16 protein-coding genes and 1 pseudogene are annotated in these 19,898 nt (G+C 46.0%); 14 read left to right on the top strand and 3 right to left on the bottom strand.

Translation table 11 applies throughout. The features are described from left to right. Positions 1-15: 15 nt before the first annotated feature. The 3 genes from OIU26_RS13760 (at position 16) to OIU26_RS13750 (ending at position 3,372) form a co-directional block, all read left to right on the top strand. A complete protein-coding gene (locus OIU26_RS13760) occupies positions 16-1,032 on the top strand; it encodes an LLM class flavin-dependent oxidoreductase (RefSeq protein WP_165079933.1) in 1,017 nt (338 codons plus the stop codon). A gap of 56 nt (positions 1,033-1,088) precedes the next feature. After that, a complete protein-coding gene (locus OIU26_RS13755) occupies positions 1,089-2,246 on the top strand; it encodes an amidohydrolase (protein WP_165079932.1) in 1,158 nt (385 codons plus the stop codon). Between the two features lie 190 nt (positions 2,247-2,436). Next, a complete protein-coding gene (locus OIU26_RS13750) occupies positions 2,437-3,372 on the top strand; it encodes a dockerin (protein ID WP_264217159.1) in 936 nt (311 codons plus the stop codon). Between the two features lie 104 nt (positions 3,373-3,476). Here OIU26_RS13750 and OIU26_RS13745 read toward each other — a convergent pair whose 3' ends face one another. The 3 genes from OIU26_RS13745 to OIU26_RS13735 all read right to left on the bottom strand — a co-directional run bounded on the left by OIU26_RS13745 (position 3,477) and on the right by OIU26_RS13735 (position 6,375). Continuing rightward, a complete protein-coding gene (locus OIU26_RS13745) occupies positions 3,477-4,811 on the bottom strand; it encodes an ISL3 family transposase (protein WP_264217158.1) in 1,335 nt (444 codons plus the stop codon). 19 nt (positions 4,812-4,830) lie between these two features. Then, entirely contained in the window at positions 4,831-6,012 is a 1,182-nt protein-coding gene (locus OIU26_RS13740) for an MFS transporter (RefSeq protein ID WP_013370907.1), read from the bottom strand. 72 nt (positions 6,013-6,084) lie between these two features. Further along, positions 6,085-6,375, bottom strand: a complete 291-nt coding sequence (locus OIU26_RS13735; RefSeq protein WP_264217157.1) for an ArsR/SmtB family transcription factor — start codon at positions 6,373-6,375, stop codon at positions 6,085-6,087. A 280-nt stretch (positions 6,376-6,655) separates the two neighbouring features. Here OIU26_RS13735 and OIU26_RS13730 point away from each other — a divergent pair, with 280 nt between their 5' ends. From OIU26_RS13730 to OIU26_RS13680, 11 genes and pseudogenes are all read left to right on the top strand, one after another. Beyond that, positions 6,656-7,594, top strand: a complete 939-nt coding sequence (locus tag OIU26_RS13730) for a transcriptional regulator (RefSeq protein ID WP_264217156.1) — start codon at positions 6,656-6,658, stop codon at positions 7,592-7,594. A 126-nt stretch (positions 7,595-7,720) separates the two neighbouring features. Continuing rightward, entirely contained in the window at positions 7,721-8,635 is a 915-nt protein-coding gene (locus OIU26_RS13725; protein ID WP_264217155.1) for a class I SAM-dependent methyltransferase, read from the top strand. 220 nt (positions 8,636-8,855) lie between these two features. Further along, on the top strand, positions 8,856-10,580 hold the full coding sequence (locus OIU26_RS13720) for an ABC transporter substrate-binding protein (RefSeq protein ID WP_264217154.1): 1,725 nt from the start codon (positions 8,856-8,858) through the stop codon (positions 10,578-10,580). Positions 10,581-10,686: 106 nt separating this feature from the next. Continuing rightward, positions 10,687-11,640 (top strand): ABC transporter permease, encoded by a 954-nt coding sequence (locus OIU26_RS13715; protein WP_016821119.1) that lies wholly within the window; start codon positions 10,687-10,689, stop codon positions 11,638-11,640. A gap of 15 nt (positions 11,641-11,655) precedes the next feature. Next, the gene (gene opp4C / locus OIU26_RS13710) at positions 11,656-12,582 is read left to right on the top strand and encodes an oligopeptide ABC transporter permease (RefSeq protein ID WP_025364732.1); all 927 of its coding nucleotides are present in this window, start codon (positions 11,656-11,658) and stop codon (positions 12,580-12,582) included. A 13-nt stretch (positions 12,583-12,595) separates the two neighbouring features. Continuing rightward, entirely contained in the window at positions 12,596-13,579 is a 984-nt protein-coding gene (locus OIU26_RS13705; protein WP_025679103.1) for an ABC transporter ATP-binding protein, read from the top strand. After that, positions 13,554-14,060 (top strand): annotated as a pseudogene (locus tag OIU26_RS13700) (ATP-binding cassette domain-containing protein); the annotation flags it as partial. The gene OIU26_RS13705 and the pseudogene OIU26_RS13700, both read left to right, overlap by 26 nt. A 195-nt stretch (positions 14,061-14,255) precedes the next feature. After that, positions 14,256-14,540: an oligopeptide/dipeptide ABC transporter ATP-binding protein gene (locus OIU26_RS13695; RefSeq protein ID WP_436449155.1), complete on the top strand. Its 285-nt coding sequence runs from the start codon at positions 14,256-14,258 to the stop codon at positions 14,538-14,540. Positions 14,541-14,822: 282 nt separating this feature from the next. After that, positions 14,823-15,815, top strand: coding sequence for a cation diffusion facilitator family transporter (locus OIU26_RS13690; RefSeq protein WP_264217392.1), 993 nt, complete (start codon positions 14,823-14,825; stop codon positions 15,813-15,815). A gap of 203 nt (positions 15,816-16,018) precedes the next feature. Beyond that, positions 16,019-17,935: a heparinase II/III-family protein gene (locus OIU26_RS13685; RefSeq protein ID WP_264217152.1), complete on the top strand. Its 1,917-nt coding sequence runs from the start codon at positions 16,019-16,021 to the stop codon at positions 17,933-17,935. Between the two features lie 16 nt (positions 17,936-17,951). After that, a complete protein-coding gene (locus tag OIU26_RS13680; RefSeq protein WP_165079922.1) occupies positions 17,952-19,862 on the top strand; it encodes a glycosyl hydrolase in 1,911 nt (636 codons plus the stop codon). Positions 19,863-19,898 lie beyond the last annotated feature (36 nt).

Genomic DNA, 19,898 nt, shown 5'->3' with positions numbered 1-19,898 from the left:
ACGGGAGAGGGAGACATGAGCATTAAAATCGGAGTATTGGATCAAAGCCCTATACACGAGGGTGAAACGGCGGCACAGGCCCTTCGTAACACGATTAAGCTGGCGCAACGTGTAGAAGAATTGGGATTCACGCGCTTTTGGGTATCAGAGCATCATGATTCCGAGCAGGTTGCAGGCTCATCGCCAGAGGTACTCATTTCCCATCTGTTGGCACGCACCGAGCGTATTACAATCGGGTCTGGTGGTGTTATGCTTCAGCATTACAGCCCATATAAAGTGGCTGAAAACTTTAATGTGCTAGCCTCTCTTGCACCGGGTCGTGTAGATTTGGGCATCGGACGTGCGCCAGGCGGGTTGCCGAAATCCACACAGGCGTTACAACGCAACGTGCATGATGCACCTTCTCTCGAAGAGAAAATTGATGAAGTAAGTCGCTATATTCATAATATCTCGCCTGAAGAAGGACCGCTGGCCGGATTACAGGCGAATCCGATTCCGGAAATACCAGCAGAGATTTATGTTTTGGGTACAAGTACAGACAGTGCTGGAATTGCTGCACGTTTGGGGTTACCCTATGTTTTTTCGCAATTTATTAATAGTAGTGAGCAGGTTGCACTGGATTCATTCCGTACGTATCAGGAGTCTTTCGATTACAGTTATGGACGTGAGCCGAAGGCACTTTTTGCGCTATCGGTTATTGTGGCAGACACTTCCGAAGAAGCAGCGGAGTTGGCAGGTGAGCAGAAGCTGTACAAGATTCACCTGGCCAGTGGCAAAACGGCTACGGTGGGTGCGCTGGAAAGTGCAGAGGAATTCGGTAAGCAATCGGGTGAAGAATATACAATTGAAGTTACACAAGCACAAATTAACAAAGGAAATAAAGATGAAATCTATGCTGTGCTGACGGAAATTCAAGCGAAGTATCAAGCAGATGAGCTGATTGTAACGACAGGCATACGGGATATCGACAAGCGTGTGCGTTCATTCGAGTTGTTGCATGAAGCTTTTGCCGGATTGCCTGTGGAGTCCTAGATACTATTGACATAAGAAAGTTGTAACCAATATGGATTCACGAAGGAGGAGTAGGGATGAGTGGATCAACCGGGACGAAGGAGCAGGTTTTGGAGCAGAAGTTGGTAGAGATTCGCCGTCATCTGCACCGTTATCCCGAGCTGTCTAACGAGGAGGTTGAAACTACCGCCTTTATCCGCCGCCTGCTCGAAGAACAGAATATAACTATTCTGGATGTGCCGCTGCGTACCGGATTGGTAGCGGAAATCGGCGGACAGCAGGACGGTCCAACTGTCGCGCTTCGTGCAGACATTGATGCACTGCCCATCCAGGAGGAGACGGGATTGCCTTATGCTTCGATATATCCTGGCAAGATGCATGCCTGCGGGCATGATTTTCATACGGCATCCCTGTTAGGTGCAGCCGTATTGTTGAAGCATCGGGAGCAGAAGCTGAAGGGGACGGTTCGACTGGTGTTTCAGCCAGCCGAAGAGAATGCCAAAGGCGCTGCCCAAGTGCTGGAAAGCGGTGCGCTGACAGGGGTACAGGCCATTTTCGGCCTGCATAATAAGCCAGATTTGCCCGTAGGCACGGTCGGCATCAAAGAAGGTCCGCTAATGGCAGCGGCAGACGGATTTTACATCGAGGTGGAGGGCCTGAGCACACATGCAGCAGTGCCGCATGCAGGGATTGACCCCATCGTGGTATCGTCACATATCATTACGGCGCTGCAATCCATTGTGAGTCGGAGCGTTAATCCGCTCGATAGCGCGGTCATCAGTGTCACGAAGCTGCACAGCGGCAATGCCTGGAACATCATTCCAGACTGCGCTCATTTGGATGGAACAATCCGCACCTTTGATGAGAATGTTCGAGCTCAGGTGGCTGAACGCTTCGAGCAGGTCGTCAAGGGCGTAGCTGATGCTTTTGGTACGAAAGCGAACATCCGCTGGATCGAGGGTCCGCCACCTGTGCTGAACGACAGTAAGTTGGCTGTGATCGCGGAGCAGGCGGCCGAAGCAGTCGGTCTGGAGGTCGTTCGCCCCATACCTTCCTCGGCAAGCGAGGACTTTGGGCTTTATCAGAAGAACATCCCCGGTGTGTTTGTCTTTGTCGGCACTGCGGGAAGCCAGGAATGGCATCATCCTTCCTTTGATTTGGACGAACGCGCACTGCCGGGAACAGCGAAGCTGTTGGCTTCACTGGCTGAATTGGCATTGAAATCCATAGAGTAGGAACCCGATCCTACTCTATGGAGCTGATCCCCTCTCTATTAAGAGGGGATCTTTTTGTTTGACGGTATATTATTCCAATGATAATATAAAATTGTTATTTAATTCAAAATTTAGAGTGGGTGTAGGTGAGAGAACAAACGTTGTCATTTTAAATGTGCTCGTAAAAATAACAGGTACGGAGGTTGAAAAAATGCCGAAGAAAAAAGGAATGATCATGGCTTCTTTTTCATTGGTAATGGCTGCTTCTTTACTGGTTGGCGGGGCTAATGTCGGTTTAGCGGCCTCAGATTTGGAAAGCACTTCGAATACAGTAACAATGAGTAATAGCTTGGCTGCCGCTGAACTACCTGCTAAATTTAAGCCTTCGGTAGAATGGGTTTGGAAGAATAGGATGGTCAAAGAAGGCTCAACCAACCGTAAAAACTTGATTTTTGATCAAATTTATGCAGGCAAAGGAACACTCAATTATGTAGTTCGCTGGCAATCCTCTAAAAATATCACTCTTCAGCAGCGTAAAGATATGGCTTCCATGCTAAGTCGCCAAATAAATAACTGGAATAAGCAGTTGAAAGGATATGATGGCTGGCCGTATGATCATATTACTGTAAAAATAGTAGGTTGGGCCGTTGCAAATCCGTCGCAGATTCTTAATAAACAATCTAATGAAAACGTTTACACAGATACAATTACCGATGACTTAAGTAAAACAGACCCCAATATTCCTGCTAAACTTCCGGTTGCTCCTAATGCACTATCGAGATTTGAACATTTTATGGACCCTAACTATACTTATCCGGGTGGACTGGACAAGCGGTTTGATATGTACTTATGGGGAACGTCTAATTTTCAGGGTGGAGCCGGCGGTGACTGGGGACAACGTATGCCTGATGATTATATCCTGAACACCTTGAATTCGGATGAAGTACAGATTACAGAGCATGAGATGGGGCATGGATTTGGCTTGCCTGATTTCTACGAAGAGCACGAGCGTCCACCTGGCGGGTTCCCTATGCCTACGATTATGTGGGCTGGAAATTCTCCTAAAATAACAGAGTGGGATACCTGGATGTTGCGTTATACCTGGAGCCAGGTCAAGAAGGACACCTCTCGTTTTCCTACCCGATAAAAGATACGTAGAATAGAAATATAGGTATTCAAAGGTTGTCTCCTGCGATTCTTGGTGGGAGATAACCTTTTTTAGGATATTCGGATTTTATGGTGGAGAAGGGCTTATAGCTGATCCTTCTCCAATTTCTCGATCAAGGTGGAACAATCGATTCCCAGCAAGATTATTTCTTCTGGCTCACGAACAGCTCCAACAGGTGGCATATTAAGCATCGGGAAGTTTCCCTCCCGTAGATCGTAGCTATCAAACCGCCTCTGGTACATAAGCTTACGTTGCTTTTTAAGTCCCTCTGTAAAGAGTATCTTGGCTCGTAGGGCTTCAAAAGAGTATCCCCTGCCTAAACGATTAATGACTCGAACAAGGCTGTTTAGAGATTCCGTATAAGTGTTTGTAATGCGATGGTCGAAGTAGGCGAATATTTCCTGTTCCCAGTTCTTCATAGCCTTTGTAAGTGGTTCAAAAGCGGATTGCAGTTCAGTTGGTATTTTAACTTTCCATTCGTTGTATTTAAGGAATGCCGTCTGTCTGCTATTACATTCCCAAATATCGAAATATGATTCCTTTAAGTCATAAGCAGTGCCGAGAGAAGGATGATTTTTTGTCCAAAGGTCAAGCGTAATCTTATCCATCTCTGTAAGCTCTATACGGCGTTTTAGGAGGATAAAACGGTCGTGCATCAGCCCGCGGCGCTCTTTTGGCGATAATCCTTCTCGGAGCTGCTTACGAATGGTTTCTAACGCTTGGTTTGCCATACGGACAACGTGAAACTTATCGACGATGATAAGAGCTTTTGGCAATATAGCCCTCACGGCGTCCTTATATGGCTGCCACATATCCATTGTGACGTATCGTATTTGTCCTCGATTTGGAAGGCGTGAGAGGTAGCCTACAACGGTTTCCTTGTTACGATTGGGCAAAACGTCTAACAAAGTATGTTCCTCAATGTTGGTTAAAACGCATCTTGGCTTAATAATGTGTATTTCGTCAATCCCAAGCCAATTAGGAGTTTCAAATCGAAGCGTTTCTTTAAGACGATTAATGTAATCACGAAAGATGTTACGTATCGTTTTTTCATGCAATCCAACATCCTCGGATATGCTGACAAATGTGCGTTTAAGGCTTTGCTTCTCTATATAAGACAATAATCGTTTGGTGCAGTTTCGCTTTTCGTCTATGGTGTGGTTTAAGTGTTCCCAAAAGGTTCGATTGCAGTCTCTACAGCGATACCTCTGACGCTTTATAAGAAGGCCTACACGCTTGCCGTGAATAGGCAAGTCCATGCAGATCTGTTCCCTGCTATCGTGTCTGTAGAGGTTGGCTATGCACCCACAATGAGGGCAAGCCAAAGGTGGAGAGTTCGTCACCACTTGTATTAGAAAATCAAATTCATTCTCACTAATACTTAGGATGTTGAATTTTGAAAGATTTAGAATATCCATATGAATTTCTTCTATGCATTTATGATGCAAGTTCCTTTTTTGTTTTTGCGTGACTGGTCAAAATACCGCTGAATATAAAAGATAACAACGAACCGGCAAAGCATATGGCCGCAAACATGCCTACGGCGGAAAAACCGTTAAAAGTCGCGTAAATCAGGCCTGCGATCCAAGAACCGAGCGTTGTCGCAGCGTACATGATTGAATTGGCCAAGCTGGAGATCGTGCCGCGGATGGTCGGATTTAATGAATTCAACATTCCCAATATTAGGGGAAAAGCGATTCCCATGTTAACGAATATGAAAAAGTAAACACTTTCGAAGGCCGCAACCGACGGCAAGAGAGGCAAAACAATAAAACATATGATAGAGACAAGAAAGCCTACAACCAGCGTATTGAAACGGTTTAACGTTTTGATCACATAGGCACCGCCGAAGCTCCCGACTATATTCCCAAGACCAAGAAAAAACATTACGTATCCCGCTTGATCAATTGAAAGGTGAAAGCGATCCGTCACCCATTTTCCAATGAAAGAAAAGGCAGCAAAGAATCCACATTGAAATAAGAAATGAGCGAGGAAAGCCTTTCTCGCCATTCGGCTATTCAATAGTGGGATGTATCTACTGAAAACCGGAGTCTTGGTTTTTTGGCCTTGATTTGGTTTCATTTCGGGCAATGCATAGAAGATGAATACTGCTACCAATAATGCACATGCACCGATTGTAAAAAAAGGATAATACCAATGGGTTGAGGCAAGCAGACTTCCAATAGGGATGCCGAACGCTTGGGAAGCAGCCAAGCCTGCCATGACGATTCCTGATACTTTGGCGATTTTTGACGTTGGAAACAGAGCAGGGATCGAGGCCCAGACTTGAGGCGCCGTAAATGCTGCGCTGACTCCGGCTAAAAAACGGAAGAAGAACATTGACCAAAAACCTGTGGCAAAGCCGCATAACATGGTTGAAACCGAGAAGCATACCATGCCGGCAAGCATTACTTTTTTGCGGTCCCATCCATCGGAAAGCGGTCCAGCAATCAGTGCAAAAATGGCATAACCTAAAGCATAAGACCCCACCATCCAACCGGAATATTCGGTCGGGATATGAAACAAGCTCTGAAGAGTGGGGATGAGCGGAGAAATCAAAAACGTATCCGTACCGATAACAAACATGATGAGGAAAAATAAAGCAGTTAATTTGATCATTCTATTCACCCTTTTTAGTTAGTTCTATAGTTCAAAGATTATTGAACTAATGAATAAAAAAAGAATTTCTTTCTACAACGTATCCAGAAATCCAGGTAAGTAAGTTTGAAATGTCTCCAAATCGATGCTCATATACTTTGTTTGAGCTTCTTTTCGTACCTTGATCAATTTCGCCTCCTTTAAAGCACGCAAGTGATACGAAGTATTCGATTTCGTAGTATCGCGAATATGTCCTACTTCTCCACAATTCATTTCCTTCTTGCTGGCGTATAGAGCTCGTATGATGTCCAATCTTGTTTCATCGGCTAACGCCTTAAATATTTTGACTCTGAGATCGTCATTTATTATTTTTTGAGTAGTCATAAAACCATTGTACTAAGATATCGCTACAAATCAAGTCTTTAGAAAAATACCACCATATTCTCCGATTTTTAAGGCAAATGTTTTGATTTTGTCTCCATCATAAAATCCGAATACCCTTTTTTTGTTTTATAGATAAACAGTTTGACTCTAACGGATCTCGCTTTGGCTTTGCATCAGTATTGTGCCTTCATTTTCGCATGAATGAATCACTAAGAATGAACGGATGTACGATAGTATGTATAATGGACATCAGATATGAAAGAAAAGAGGACAGAAAGCGATGAGTCACAACGTGAATGCTCCTTACGATGTACATGTAGCATACGGACCGGTGTTTGAACTGCTCAGCAGCTTACACACTTTTATTTGCCGCAAAGCATATAAGAAGACAGATTTATTAGCATCCAGATGGGCAGAGCAAGTTCGTGAAACGCTGTCTCCAAGTCTGTCCGCGTTACTGGAGTCCATGGAAATCAATACAGATTGGAAGGTTATTTATGGATTTGTCTGTATGCTTTCTGATCAGGGGGGCATTGAAGAGGTCGTAGACCGCTTGGAAAGCCAGACTTTACCGGAATTAAAACAACAGGCATCAGCCTATGGGATTCCGCTGTCTGACGACATGGAGAACCTCCGTAAACTTGCTTTGCAACTGCTATCCGGCTGGAACGAGGAGTATTTTCGTCACATGGATACAAGGATTCTCAGTGGCCTGAAACTGGAAGCTGAACGCAGAAAGCGGGAGAAGAACGTATATAGCTCTATGGAGTGGGTGGATCGTATAACTAATGGATTCCGATTCGAGCCTTCCGCAGGACTAACGCAGGTGTTGCTGGTACCGCAATATCATTTTCAGCCGATGAATATTATTTATCAATTTGGCTCACTTTTATTATGTCATTATTCAGCAGGAGTATATGTCCAGGAAGATGATTTTTTATCACCACAGGAATATCGCATGATTCGAAGTTTGGGGGAGAAGAGCAGGCTCAAGATTTTAAAATATTTGTACCAGAGCCAATCTCCGCGAACCTTTATTGAGATTGTCCGTCATCTCCAGCTATCCAAGGGAATCACACACGATCATATATTTAAGCTCCGTGCCGCTGGCTTTATTCATGCACATTTTGATGGCGAAACATTGCTCGGCTACAGTGCACGGCTTGCGGCTGTGGATGAGATGCATGGGAGTATCCTTAGCTATATGGAGCGAAGGTAAGTCATAAAATTAAACATTGACAAAATTATTTATTTGTGCTATAATTTAAATTTATTTGAGTTGATGTTATAATAAGATTCTCCTGGCCAGGGGAATCTTATTTTTGTTTTTATAGGAGGTAAATGTATGAAGCCAAATGAGTCCAGTTTAACTTCCTTAGTAGCAGCTTTTGGCCGAGCATATCATAGTCAACATGACACACCCAAAATTTTTGATGATTTTATGGTTAAAGAGTTAATTTCCCAAAAAGAATTTTCAGATATTAGAAAGAATATGATTGAAGGGATAACGTTTTTCAATGCAGATATTGCGCAAAGGTTCAAAGATGATCCAGATGAAATTTTAAAATGGATTGCGCAAGTTCAACTTTCTCCAACACCCCTAGCACGTGCCGCGTATTGTGAAAAAGTATTGCTTAATGAACTTAGGTTAGGATTACAGCAGTATGTCATAATTGGAGCCGGGTTAGATACTTTTTGTTTTCGACATCCAGAATTGAAAAACAGCTTAGAAATATTTGAAATAGATCATCCAGCAACACAGGAATCTAAAAAGAAAAGGTTAGCTCATGCAAATTTAAAAATACCGAGCCATCTTCATCTGATTTCTATGGACTTTGCCCATCCGTTTTCGTATTCCAATCTATTGGATGAAGGGTTTGCTAACAAAAAAACATTCTTTAGCCTTCTGGGTGTTTCTTATTATTTAACTAAAGAGGAAATTTCAACATTAATAAATCATTTGTTTACCAAGGTCCCATCAGGGAGTTCGATCGTGTTTGATTATGCAGATGAAAACCTTTTTAAAGAGAAAGGCATGTTTAATAGAGTTGAAAATATGGTAAAAATGGCTTCGGTAAGTGGAGAATCCATGAAATCATGTTTTGCTTATGATGAAATAGAGGAAATGCTAGAAGCTTCAGATTTACTAATTTATGAACATCTATCCCCAGATACAATAAATAGTCTTTTCTTTGATGAGAGGACAGATTATTTGTCTGCGTTCGAAACGATTCATTATATCCATGCTGTAAAAAAATAGTATAGCAAATGAATAAGAGACAGCCACTTAATCTACTACTAGGGATTAAGTGGCTTTATTTATATTTGTACAAAAATTCGGGTAGTTGTTGATAAGCAGAGCTTTTACATAAAAACCGCAGTTCTCCCTTTACAGAACCCCAATAAATTCCTATAATGAGGTTTATCTTCTTAATCACAACTTGTTCTATCGGAATTTAATAATTTAACTCGGGGGGATTATGTTGAAAAAGGGTATTATTTTACTTAGCAGTCTACTTCTAGCGAGCTATACCTTGCTGGCAGCTTGCTCTAACGGTGGATCGGATAGCACCAACAATACTACTGCCCAAAATAATGGGGACACACAGACAGTAGCTACAGCGCAGCCATTAACAAGTCTGGTAAAGGCTTCTGATATGTCCAAATTGCCGGAAGTATCCAAAAAAAGAAACGACACCATTATTGTTGGTCTGACTGACCCGGCCGGGGTTTTCACCCCGTATTTTAACCAAAGCGGCTATGACGGCAACGTCATTTCGCAGTTATGGACTCCGCTGGTTACGGTAGACGAGAAGGGACTTCCGCTGCCCAATCTGGCGAAGAGCTGGGATATTTCCATGGATAATCTAACATATACGTTTCATCTAGTTCCCGGTACTCAATTTAGCGATGGCTCGCCTTTGACAGCAGAGGATGTCGCTTTTACCTGGACGTTGATCTATGACAAAGCTTATCCTGGCGACAGCCAAATTCGGAAGCTGAACATTAAAGGCGGCAGAGCCTACACGGAAGGCAAGGCAATGCAAATTGATGGAATTAAGGTAATCGATCCACAGACTGTTTCAGTAACATTGGAAAAGCCGAACGCGCTGGCTCTAACCATTCTCGGTGAATATGTGCTGTCCAAAGCTTACTACGGCAAGGATTATAAGTTCGGACAGCTGGATTATTTTAAAAATCTGCATGGTAGCCCATTGGGGAATGGGGCATATAAGCTTGAAAAATTCATTCCGGGGCAAGAAGTTCGTCTGGAGGCGAATGATCACTTTTTTAAAGGCAAGCCGAAAACGAAACACTTCATTTATAAGACAGCGGAAGGTGATGCATGGCAATTCATCGAAACAGGTGATACCGATTTTGCTTCCTTTACCGCAACGCAGGAAAATATCGACAAGCTGAAAGGGCTTGGTTTTTTAAATATTCTTCCATATACCCCGAGCACCTACGGATATTTGCAAGTCAATCTGGAAAATGAAAAGCTGAAGGAAAAAAAGGTTCGTCAAGCATTGACCTATGGATTGGATCGTAAAAGCATTTATGTTGATGCAGCACAGGGAGCAGGGGCGGTCGCCAACATTCCGGCATCTCCTATATTCTGGTCATACACGATCGATGGGATCAATCCATACAACTACGACCCGGAGCAAGCAAAAAAGCTGCTAGATGAAGCAGGCTGGGTAGAAGGCAGTGACGGCATCCGTGAGAAAAACGGCCAGAAGTTGACCATTCACTTGCTGACCTCCAAACGTCCGGAAACAGATACGTTTATTGCGCTTGCGGCTGAGAACTATAAAGCGATTGGCGTTGACCTACAACCGGAAATCTTTGCAGACTTTAATGCAATGGTCGCTAAAGTAGAAGGTAAAGATTATGATCTTGCCGCCTTCTCGACCGCCATGCTGACAGACCCATCGGATGGAATCGAACCATTCGTTAATGGTGAAATCAAGGGATATAACAATCCAAAGCTCAAAGAGCTCTATGAAAAAGGTTTGGCTACGACGAATATGGAAGAACGCAAGAAAATATATAAGGAACTATATGTGCTGCTAAATGATGAACTACCTGTTATTTTCACCAACTACAAGAAGACTGTATATGCTTACAATGGTCGAATGGAACATGTAAAGGTCAGTCCATTCATTGGCTTGTCTGGGAATCTGTTCGAATGGTCCCTTAAATAAGCCACCTTTCGGGCCCCTTGTGAAGAACGTCAGGTTCGGATCAAGGGGTCTGCCAAATGGAGGACGCGTAATGAGTAGCCCGACGATGAATTGAAAGGAGTCTGTCATGAGCTCGTTTTTAACGAAAAGACTGACGTATATGATTATTATCTTGTTGGCCGCTTCGATGATGATTTTTTTCCTGTATGCCATGACACCGGGGGATTTCATTAGCGGTAATCTGAAGCTGTCGCCGGAGAGAAAAGCGGAGCTGAGGGAAATTTACGGGTTGAATAAGCCTATTCTTGAGCGCTACGGAAACTGGCTAGGCAATGCGCTGCATGGTAATTTCGGCTATTCGCTCGCTCAACAGAAACCGGTGCTGACCTTATTTAATGAATATATCTGGAACTCGTTCTTGTTGGCCATCGTATCGACTTTCCTGACCTGGCTGATTGCAGTTATTATTGGTGTGGTTGCTGCTTACAAGCAGTATTCATGGTTCGATACGCTGGTCATGGTGGTGATTTTTGCCGCGATGTCTGTTCCCTCTTTTTTTATCGGACTGTATCTGATCAAAATTGCGGCGGTCGATCTGAAATGGCTGCCACCGGGCGGGATGCTCAATACGGGTAGTAACGCTACAGGCATGGAGTATGTGAAGGAGGTTCTCCAGCATATGACCTTGCCGGTGATCGTGATGACACTGCTGGGCTTGGGTTCGCTGACCCGTTACTTCCGCAGCAATATGATCGACGTGATCCAGCAGGATTATATCCGCACAGCTCGTGCAAAGGGCTTAAAGGAAAGAAAGGTGCTTTTTACACACGCATTGAGAAATGCACTATTGCCTGCCATTACGCTCGTTGGCTTTGAATTGCCTGCGCTGTTTGGCGGATCTCTGATTATCGAAAAGATTTTTAACTGGCCCGGGATCGGTCAGCTGTACATGCTATCCTTTTCGCTTCGGGATTATCCGCTGCTGATGGGCTTCACGATGCTGATTGCCATATTGAGCGTGATCGGGACGCTGTTATCCGATATTTTGTATCGCATTGCTGACCCGCGTGTAAAAGTGTAAGAAGGAGGCTATGGAATGTCATCCGTGAGCAGTAATTTGAGCAAGAGCAACGGCAGAATGCGATTAAATGCCAAATCTTCAATGTGGCAGCAAGCGCTCCGGCAGCTGTTCAGAAACAAGCTTGCTATGGCTGGGCTGCTCGTCGTGGTATTTATGTTTTTGCTCTGTTTTATCGGTCCGTTATTTTCTCCTTATTCCGATAACAAAACGAACATATTAATAATGAACAAGGCGCCGAATATCCATCACTGGCTAGGAACAGACAAGCTGGGACGGGATGTGCTGACACGTGTGATGCAGGCAGGTCAAATTTCTCTTACTGTGGGTTTGGCTTCTATGGTGTTGTCTGTCTTTTTAGGAGCAACGCTGGGGGTTATATCCGCCTATTTTCGTGGAATTGCGGATCAAATCATTATGCGCATTGCCGATTTGCTGCTGACTATACCCAGTTTGCCATTGCTATTTATTATGGGTGCGCTGTTATCTGACTGGAAGGTTCCGCCTGATCAACGGATGTATATCGTCATGTTGATGCTGAGTCTGGTCAACTGGCCGGGGATTGCACGGATGGTGAGAGGTCAGATGCTTAGTTTGCGAGAACGTGAATTTATGCAGGCTGCAACGGTGCTAGGACTATCGAATCGCCGAAAGCTCTTTAAGCATCTGCTGCCGAATATTTTGCCATTGTTGATCGTTATCGCTACATTGAACATTGGCGGAGCCATCCTGAGTGAATCTGTACTCAGCTTCTTTGGTCTTGGCGTGTTGCCCACGACACCGACTTGGGGCAATATGATTGATGCCGCCAACAATGTACTGGATTTTCAGCAACGACCTTGGTTGTGGATACCACCAGGCCTGTCTATTTTTGCAACAGTCATCGCTATTAATATTTTTGGTGACGGGCTGCGGGATGTACTCGACCCGAAACATAAGAGGTAGGTGATCATGCACCATGGACAATTTACTTTCCATTGAACATTTAAGCACTCATTTTTATACAGAAGAAGGAACGGTCAAAGCGGTGGATGATATCAGCTTTCGCGTGAAGCCGGGGGAGACGGTATGCATTGTCGGTGAATCGGGTTGCGGCAAAAGTATTACCGCCATGTCGATCATGGGCCTGATTCAGAGTCCCGGTGGTAAAGTCGCAGGTGGAAGTATCCGTTTTGAGGAAACCGATCTGCTAGAGCTTAGTAGAAATGAGATGCGCACGATTCGCGGACATGAAATCTCTATGATTTTTCAGGAGCCGATGTCTTCATTAAATCCGGTGATGACCATTGGTGAACAACTGTCTGAGCCACTGATTGAGCACTTAAAGATGGGCCGAAAGCAGGCTCGCAAGCGGGCGCTAGAGCTGATTGAACAGGTCGGCATATCCCGACCGGAGCAGATTTTAAAAAGCTATCCCCATGAACTGAGTGGAGGGATGCTGCAGCGAATTATGATTGCCATTGCTGTTTCTTGCGGACCCAAGCTGCTTATTGCGGATGAGCCGACCACGGCACTGGATGTAACAATTCAGGCACAGATTCTCGACATGCTGCGTGAATTTAAAGCCCAATCCAATATGTCGCTCATGCTAATCACCCATGATTTGGGTGTTGTTGCGGAGATGGCCGATTACGTCATTGTGATGTATGCGGGCAAGATCGTCGAGGAAGGCGAAGTGGTGCAGCTATTCAATCACCCCAAGCATCCCTATACACAGGGCTTGCTCAAGTCCAAACCGGTGCTTAATCAGCGCCAAAAGGAGCTGTATTCCATCCCTGGGCAGGTGCCTAATCCGCTAGAGCTGACGACGTCCTGTTATTTTCATGACCGCTGCGGGCATTGCATGGACATTTGTCGTGTAAAGGAGCCTACATTAAAAGAAGTTTCAGCTCAGCAGAAAGCATCCTGCTGGTTATATGAGGAGGCGGTTGTTCATGGCTGAGCCGTTGTTGGAAATAGACCGTTTAAAAACGTACTTCCCGGTGAAGTCGGGGTTTATGAACCGTACTTCAGGACATGTGCGGGCAGTAGACGATATAAGCTTTACGATCCGTCAGGGTGAAACCTTTGGCCTGGTGGGGGAATCGGGGAGCGGTAAAAGCACGGTGGGCCGCACGATTGTTAGATTGACGGATAAAACAGATGGTACCGTCAAATACAAAGGGGTGGATCTCCACAGCTTGTCAGCCAAAGGGATGCAGGAATTTCGTCCCAAAATTCAGCTGATCTTTCAAGACCCGTACAGCTCGCTGAATCCGCGTGTACGAATCGGAGATGCCATTGGCGAGGCGCTGCTCGACCACGGTATAGCTATCAAAGAGGAGGTCCGGCAGATCGTGCTGGACGTGCTCAAGCTGTGCGGATTGTCGGAATATCATATCGACCGTTTCCCACATGAATTTTCAGGAGGTCAACGTCAGCGGATTGGCATTGCCCGTGCGCTGGCGCTTCAACCAGATCTGATCATCGCCGATGAGCCGGTGTCAGCGCTGGATGTGTCCATACAGGCACAGATTATTAACCTCTTTGCCAAATTGCAGGCCGAGCGGGGGCTGACATATTTGTTCATCTCTCACGATTTAAGTGTAGTTGAACATTTATGTTCCCGTATTGGCGTGATGTACCTAGGCTCTATGGTCGAAACAGCTTCTCGTGACGAGCTATTCGGCGATCCGCTGCATCCGTATACGAAGGCGTTGCTGTCGGCTGTGCCTATTCCGGTGCCGAAGTTGAAAAGAGAACGTATTTTGCTCAAGGGGGATATTCCAAGTCCGGTGAATCCGCCTTCGGGCTGCAAGTTTCATACTCGCTGCCCCTTTGCAATCGACCGCTGCTCTCAAGAGATTCCACGCTATCGTGAAGCTCGTCCAGATCACTGGGTGGCTTGCCATTTGGCTGAATGAACGAAGTTAAGTCAGCAAGTTTTGCAGCCGTTGACACAGCAGACCGTTCACCGCAATAAAAAGGTTCTGCTAGATCAACGGCTTTTTGCTTTGAGGAATCCGTAGCTACGATCTTCCGTTTCGTGAGAGTCATGGGGAATCTTTACGATGGAATATATTATCATAAGTATTGATTCTCCTCAGTTGGTTAGGTAGAATATGGACGGGTTAAAAATAATACATAACAAGCGATTACATAATGTGGATATGTCAGATTATGTATACCACAGGAGGAGCTACATGATGGAAGTGAAACAGAGAGAGGACTCCTTTTGGAGTATGGTCAAAAAAGGAAATAAATCTTCAGGCTCGGCGGCATTGGGTAATACTGGCATTGCCCTGATTAAGGGGATAGCTTTTGCCTTGACAGGCAGCGGCTCTATGTTTGCTACGATGATGCATTCCATTGTGGATGCGGTGAACCAAATGTTTGTATTTGCGGGTAGTGTATTGGCAGAGAAAAAACCTACGAAACGTTTTCCTACTGGCTTCGGACGGGTAATTAATCTTTTTTGTATGGTTGCCGTTATTGTCGTAACGATTATGGCCTACGAAACTGTATTGGAAGGAGTTCATTTGCTGCAGCATCCGGCCGAATCCGCACAAGGATTTTGGATTAATGTAGTGGTGCTGGTTTTGTCATTGGCGGTTGACGGATTTGTATGGAGCAAAGCGATGAAAGAAGTGCTGCATGAATCCAGAGTGGAAGCGAAGGGGCTAAGTATTTTTACCTCTGCCTTTCGTCATGTGGGACGTGCTGCGCCACCAACCCGCTTGGTGTTCTATGAGGATTTGGTAGCAACGACAGGCGGGGTACTTGCCCTGCTTGCTGTAGTTGTCACATCGCTGACAGATTTTAAGCTGCTGGACGGGATTTCGAGTATTCTCATCGGCTGTCTGATGGTCGGTGTAGCTTTCCGGGTCGGTTATGACAACATGGTGGGCTTGATTGGTGTATCTGCACCTCCTGATATCGAAGAACGTGTGGCTTCCATTATTTTGGCAGATACACATGTGACCGATATTTCTCAAATGCGTATTTTGCAGGAGGGACGTTACTATCACGTCGAAGGGGTGATCGAGCTTACTTCGGGCATGACGCTGGCAGATGCTGATGATATTAAATTTAGAGTCGAGGACGCTCTGCTGCGTGATCCTAATATTTCAGATGCCGCATTGGGGATTCTAGAAGATGACGGGATTAGAAACTGGAAACAAGAGAAGCCTAAAGCGTAGAAAAATGGACCAAAGCGAATCTGGACGGAACTCAAGAACGTAAATAAGAACCTTCATGACCACGACAACGTGGCGTGGAGGTTTTTTTATATTTTTCCAATTATATTTTTACCCCCTTTGAATTTAGGCAGATTGTTAGATACAATGAAAGCGTTAACAAAAAAGAAGGTGAAACGAATGCTTCTCATGGGGAGGAAATGCGAATGAGTCTTCTGAAGGAGGCTTGGCCTGCTTCGCGGCTCGTCAACGCGCTGGCTGGCGGAGTGCAGAATTCGGCAAGACAACGGTTAAGGAGCAATTGGACTCAAAGGTTGCGGGCAACTGTCGATGAACCGGCATACGCCGAGCTTTGGAAGGACATCGAACGTATCTGCAATGATGTTCGGGAAGCACCACGGCTTGAACTACCGTTGTCTCTGTTCCAGCAATTTGCTAATACAGGGGAGCGCAAGCCGTATGAGGATGTATACTTTGAACGGCGCGGACGACTGGTTGCTATCGTGTTGGCAGTAGTTGCCGATCCGGAGCATCAGAAGATGAAAGAGGTGGAAAGCGGACTGCTGGACATATGCACCGAGTACACTTGGGCGCTTCCTGCACATGTCAACGAAGAGGACACTGTAACACCGCCTTGGCAGCAGGTGGATTTATTCGCATCAGAAACAGCGCAAATGCTGGTTGAAATTTTATTGCTACTCGGAGAACGACTGGCTGATCACGTAGTCGTTCAGGTACACAAAGAGGTTGAACGCCGTGTACTGGAACCTGTGTTTTGGCAGCCTCACCATTTTAATTGGGAAACGGCAGAGCATAACTGGTCGGCAGTATGCGCTTCGGGTTGCGGAATTGCTGCATTGCTGCTGGCAAAAGACGAGTTTTCCAGAGCGATAGCCATCGAGCGTATGCTGGGTGCACTGGATTGCTTTTTGGCAGGCTACAGAGAGGATGGGGGATGTCCCGAAGGCGTAGGTTACTGGGTGTATGGCTTTGGGTATTTTATATATTTTGCCGATATGCTGCGTGAGTTTACCGAGGGAGCTGTGGATATTTTGAACTCAGAAAAGGTAAGACAAATCGCAGCCTTTGCAGAACGAGTCCATCTGTCAGACGGTATTTTCGCTAATTATTCAGATAGTAGTGAAACTGAACGGTTGCCTTCTGGACTCATCTCTCATGTGAATTTTTTGCAAGGACGCCCATCTACACTCCCCTTTCGGGTACCTGGTTTGTTGGAAGATCCGTGTCGCCGCTGGGCTCATGTATTGCGTAACCTAGTCTGGACCAACCCCTTGGTATATGGATCCGGTGAAGCCGTAATCGATTATTTGCCGCAACTCGGCTGGTTGATGTGCCGCAGCCTCTGCTCTAGTCATCATGGATCCGGGGGACAGCAGGATAACCCAGGTGCCACACTTGCATTTTCAGCCAAGGCTGGGCATAACAATGAGCCGCACAATCATAATGATCTTGGACACTTCATCCTTCATGGCGGTGGCGAAAATCTACTCTGTGATCTAGGAGCAGGCTTGTACACGAAGGCCTATTTTTCACCAGGACGGGAGTCGATTATCAACATTTCCTCCAGTGGTCATTCCGTGCCTATCATTAATGGGATCACGCAGCAATCCGGAGCAAAGGCAAGGGCGGTTGTGCTGGATATTGCTATGGATGAGCAGGAGGGAGCACAGACAGTTACAAGCTTTAAGCTCGATTTGACATCTGCTTATGCTGTAGATGAATTGGTTGTTTTCACTCGCTCCTTTGCCTGGAGTGTGCCGGAGGGTAACGAGGGAGCAAGGCTTACTGTCACAGACCATTTTGAGTTTGAGACGTCTGGTATGAACGTGAAGCCGTGGGAGGTGGAGGAGGTTTTGATCAGCCGTATTCAGCCTCATACAGGAGTAGGCTTCGTGGAATGGAAGGGAACGAACGCAGTAGTTAGGCTAGATTATGATGCTGGCGTGCTGAGACAGCGGCTGGAGGCTGTGAAGCATATAGATCATGACGGAGTGGCTTTTGTGTTTTATAAGACATCACTGCAACTAGACTCTAATCGCTGGAACGGTTCAGCAAGCATCGATTGCAATCTGTTTTTTACCATACATCAATCTTCATGTTGAATGGGAGGCATACAGAATGAATAAGCTTCAAACAGGCAGCGTGTACCCTTGGCAGACGGAACTGGAGAGATTTATAGAACAGGTGGAAAGCGCACCAAATCGAGAAAATGACGGATGGACTCACGAACGTAAGCTGGCTGTGCTGGAAAAGCTAGTTCGTGCATATGCCTTGTATCAAGATGAAAACGGAGCTATCATTGACCCTCATTCTGAAAGTGAACGGTATTACTCCACTCCATCCTATGCGTTGGCTGCGGCTGTGCTGGTCAAAGAAGGCCGGCATGATTTACTTGAGTCTGCTGCTGCGGCCTTGACGCATAGCATAGCCTGTGTAGTCGAGGAAAAAGCGCCAGATCATCACCCGGACTTTTTTCCAATTATGATGATGGGGGCGTATCGTATCCTTAAAAATCTGCTGCCAGAGCAGGCCACGGCTTGGAAACAGCAATTGAGCAGGATTCAGCCTGAGCAGACCTACATTTTTACGATGAGCAAAATGAAAAATCCAAACCGGATGATCAACTGGAATGCGATCATGATTTCCGGCGAGTTTTTGCGTGCCACTGAAGGGATTGCAGCCGATTCTGAGTGGATGGAGACGTATATCCGCAACTACCACTTACCTCGCTTTACCAGTTTGGGGCTGTACCAAGATGGTCCGCTGGATCGGCCCAATAGCCCATTCGCCTACGATATTGTCACACGGTTTCATCTGGGCGTGATGCTGGAGAACGGATATAATGGCGGCTGTGCTCTCGAAGTGCGTGACTACCTTCGCAGGGGAGCACTCAGCTCATTGCTGACTTTATCCCCGCATGGGGAAATTCCTCCGCGTGGAAGAAGCGCGCAGCACCAATGGAACGAAGCGGCTGCGGCCTTTGTTTTTACAACACATGCGCAGCAGGCGTATACAGCAGGCGAGCATGGGCTTGCAGGCGCATTTCGGCGGGCAGCAGATCTATGCTGGCAATCGATTGGCCGTTGGCAGACCGATGATGGCAAACTGCATATCGTCCGCAACCATTATTCATCTGAGGCACGCCATGGCTTTGAGGTGTACTCGAATCATACCTGCTACAGTCTGTGGACGGCAGCTGTGCTGGCCCATACGCTCCTACATGGGAAGGAGATTGATCGTATTCCTCCAACCTCTATCCCGGCGGAGATCGGCAGTCGGGTATTGGCAACGGATGGCTGGTTTCAGACCGTCATTGCAGCTGTAGACGGGCAGCAAATGCTTGTGCAAACCTCAATCAACGATCCGTACAATATTCCGGGTATCGTACGTATTCAACGTTCTGCGTTGCCATCTCTGATCGGCCCATCCTCAGCAGGACACGCAGATCGCGGCTTTACGGGCTTCGCGGAGGGAGATATTTTCCCGCTGAGCTATACACCGGCCTGGCAAACCGAAGACGGAAAGTGGCACAGCTTGTCAGAAGGAATCCCTGGCACATTGGAGTTCGACCGTGATGGAGGGATTGATCCGCAGGATGGCGGAGGAAACGTACAGATGGAGCGCAGTTCAGCATCTGATGGAGAGACAGACTTTACTCTGCTGTGGGAAGGTCCATTCCCGGGAGTGAGGGAAATCCGGACGCATTATCGTCAGGTGCCTGGCAAAATTGAAGTGTCGTATGAGCTTCAAGGCAATATTCAGAATGTAGGGGCACTTATTCCATTGATGGCGTATGACGGTCGGGAACGAAGTGTGATTCATCATGTGATGACAGCTGGGAAAGAAACTGAAAGCATTCGAGTCGAATACGCAGGCGCAAGCCTTGAAGTCATCCCCACGACGGAAGGAACAAATGTGGTATGGCCGGAAGAATTGACTGCCGTAGCCTGCCGAAATGGTTTGCTTAAGGGAGCGCGTCTGGAGTGTGGAGGCAGTCGCATTTCCTTTATCATTCGGTTACCTGAATAGATTAGGTCGGGAGCCATAGTTATCTTCAATCCTGTG

This window comes from Paenibacillus sp. BT-177, from assembly GCF_025846815.2.
Lineage (GTDB): Bacteria > Bacillota > Bacilli > Paenibacillales > Paenibacillaceae > Paenibacillus > Paenibacillus polymyxa_C.
Note: the sequence above shows the minus strand (reverse complement) of the source record. Positions and strands in the feature narration are given on the sequence as shown.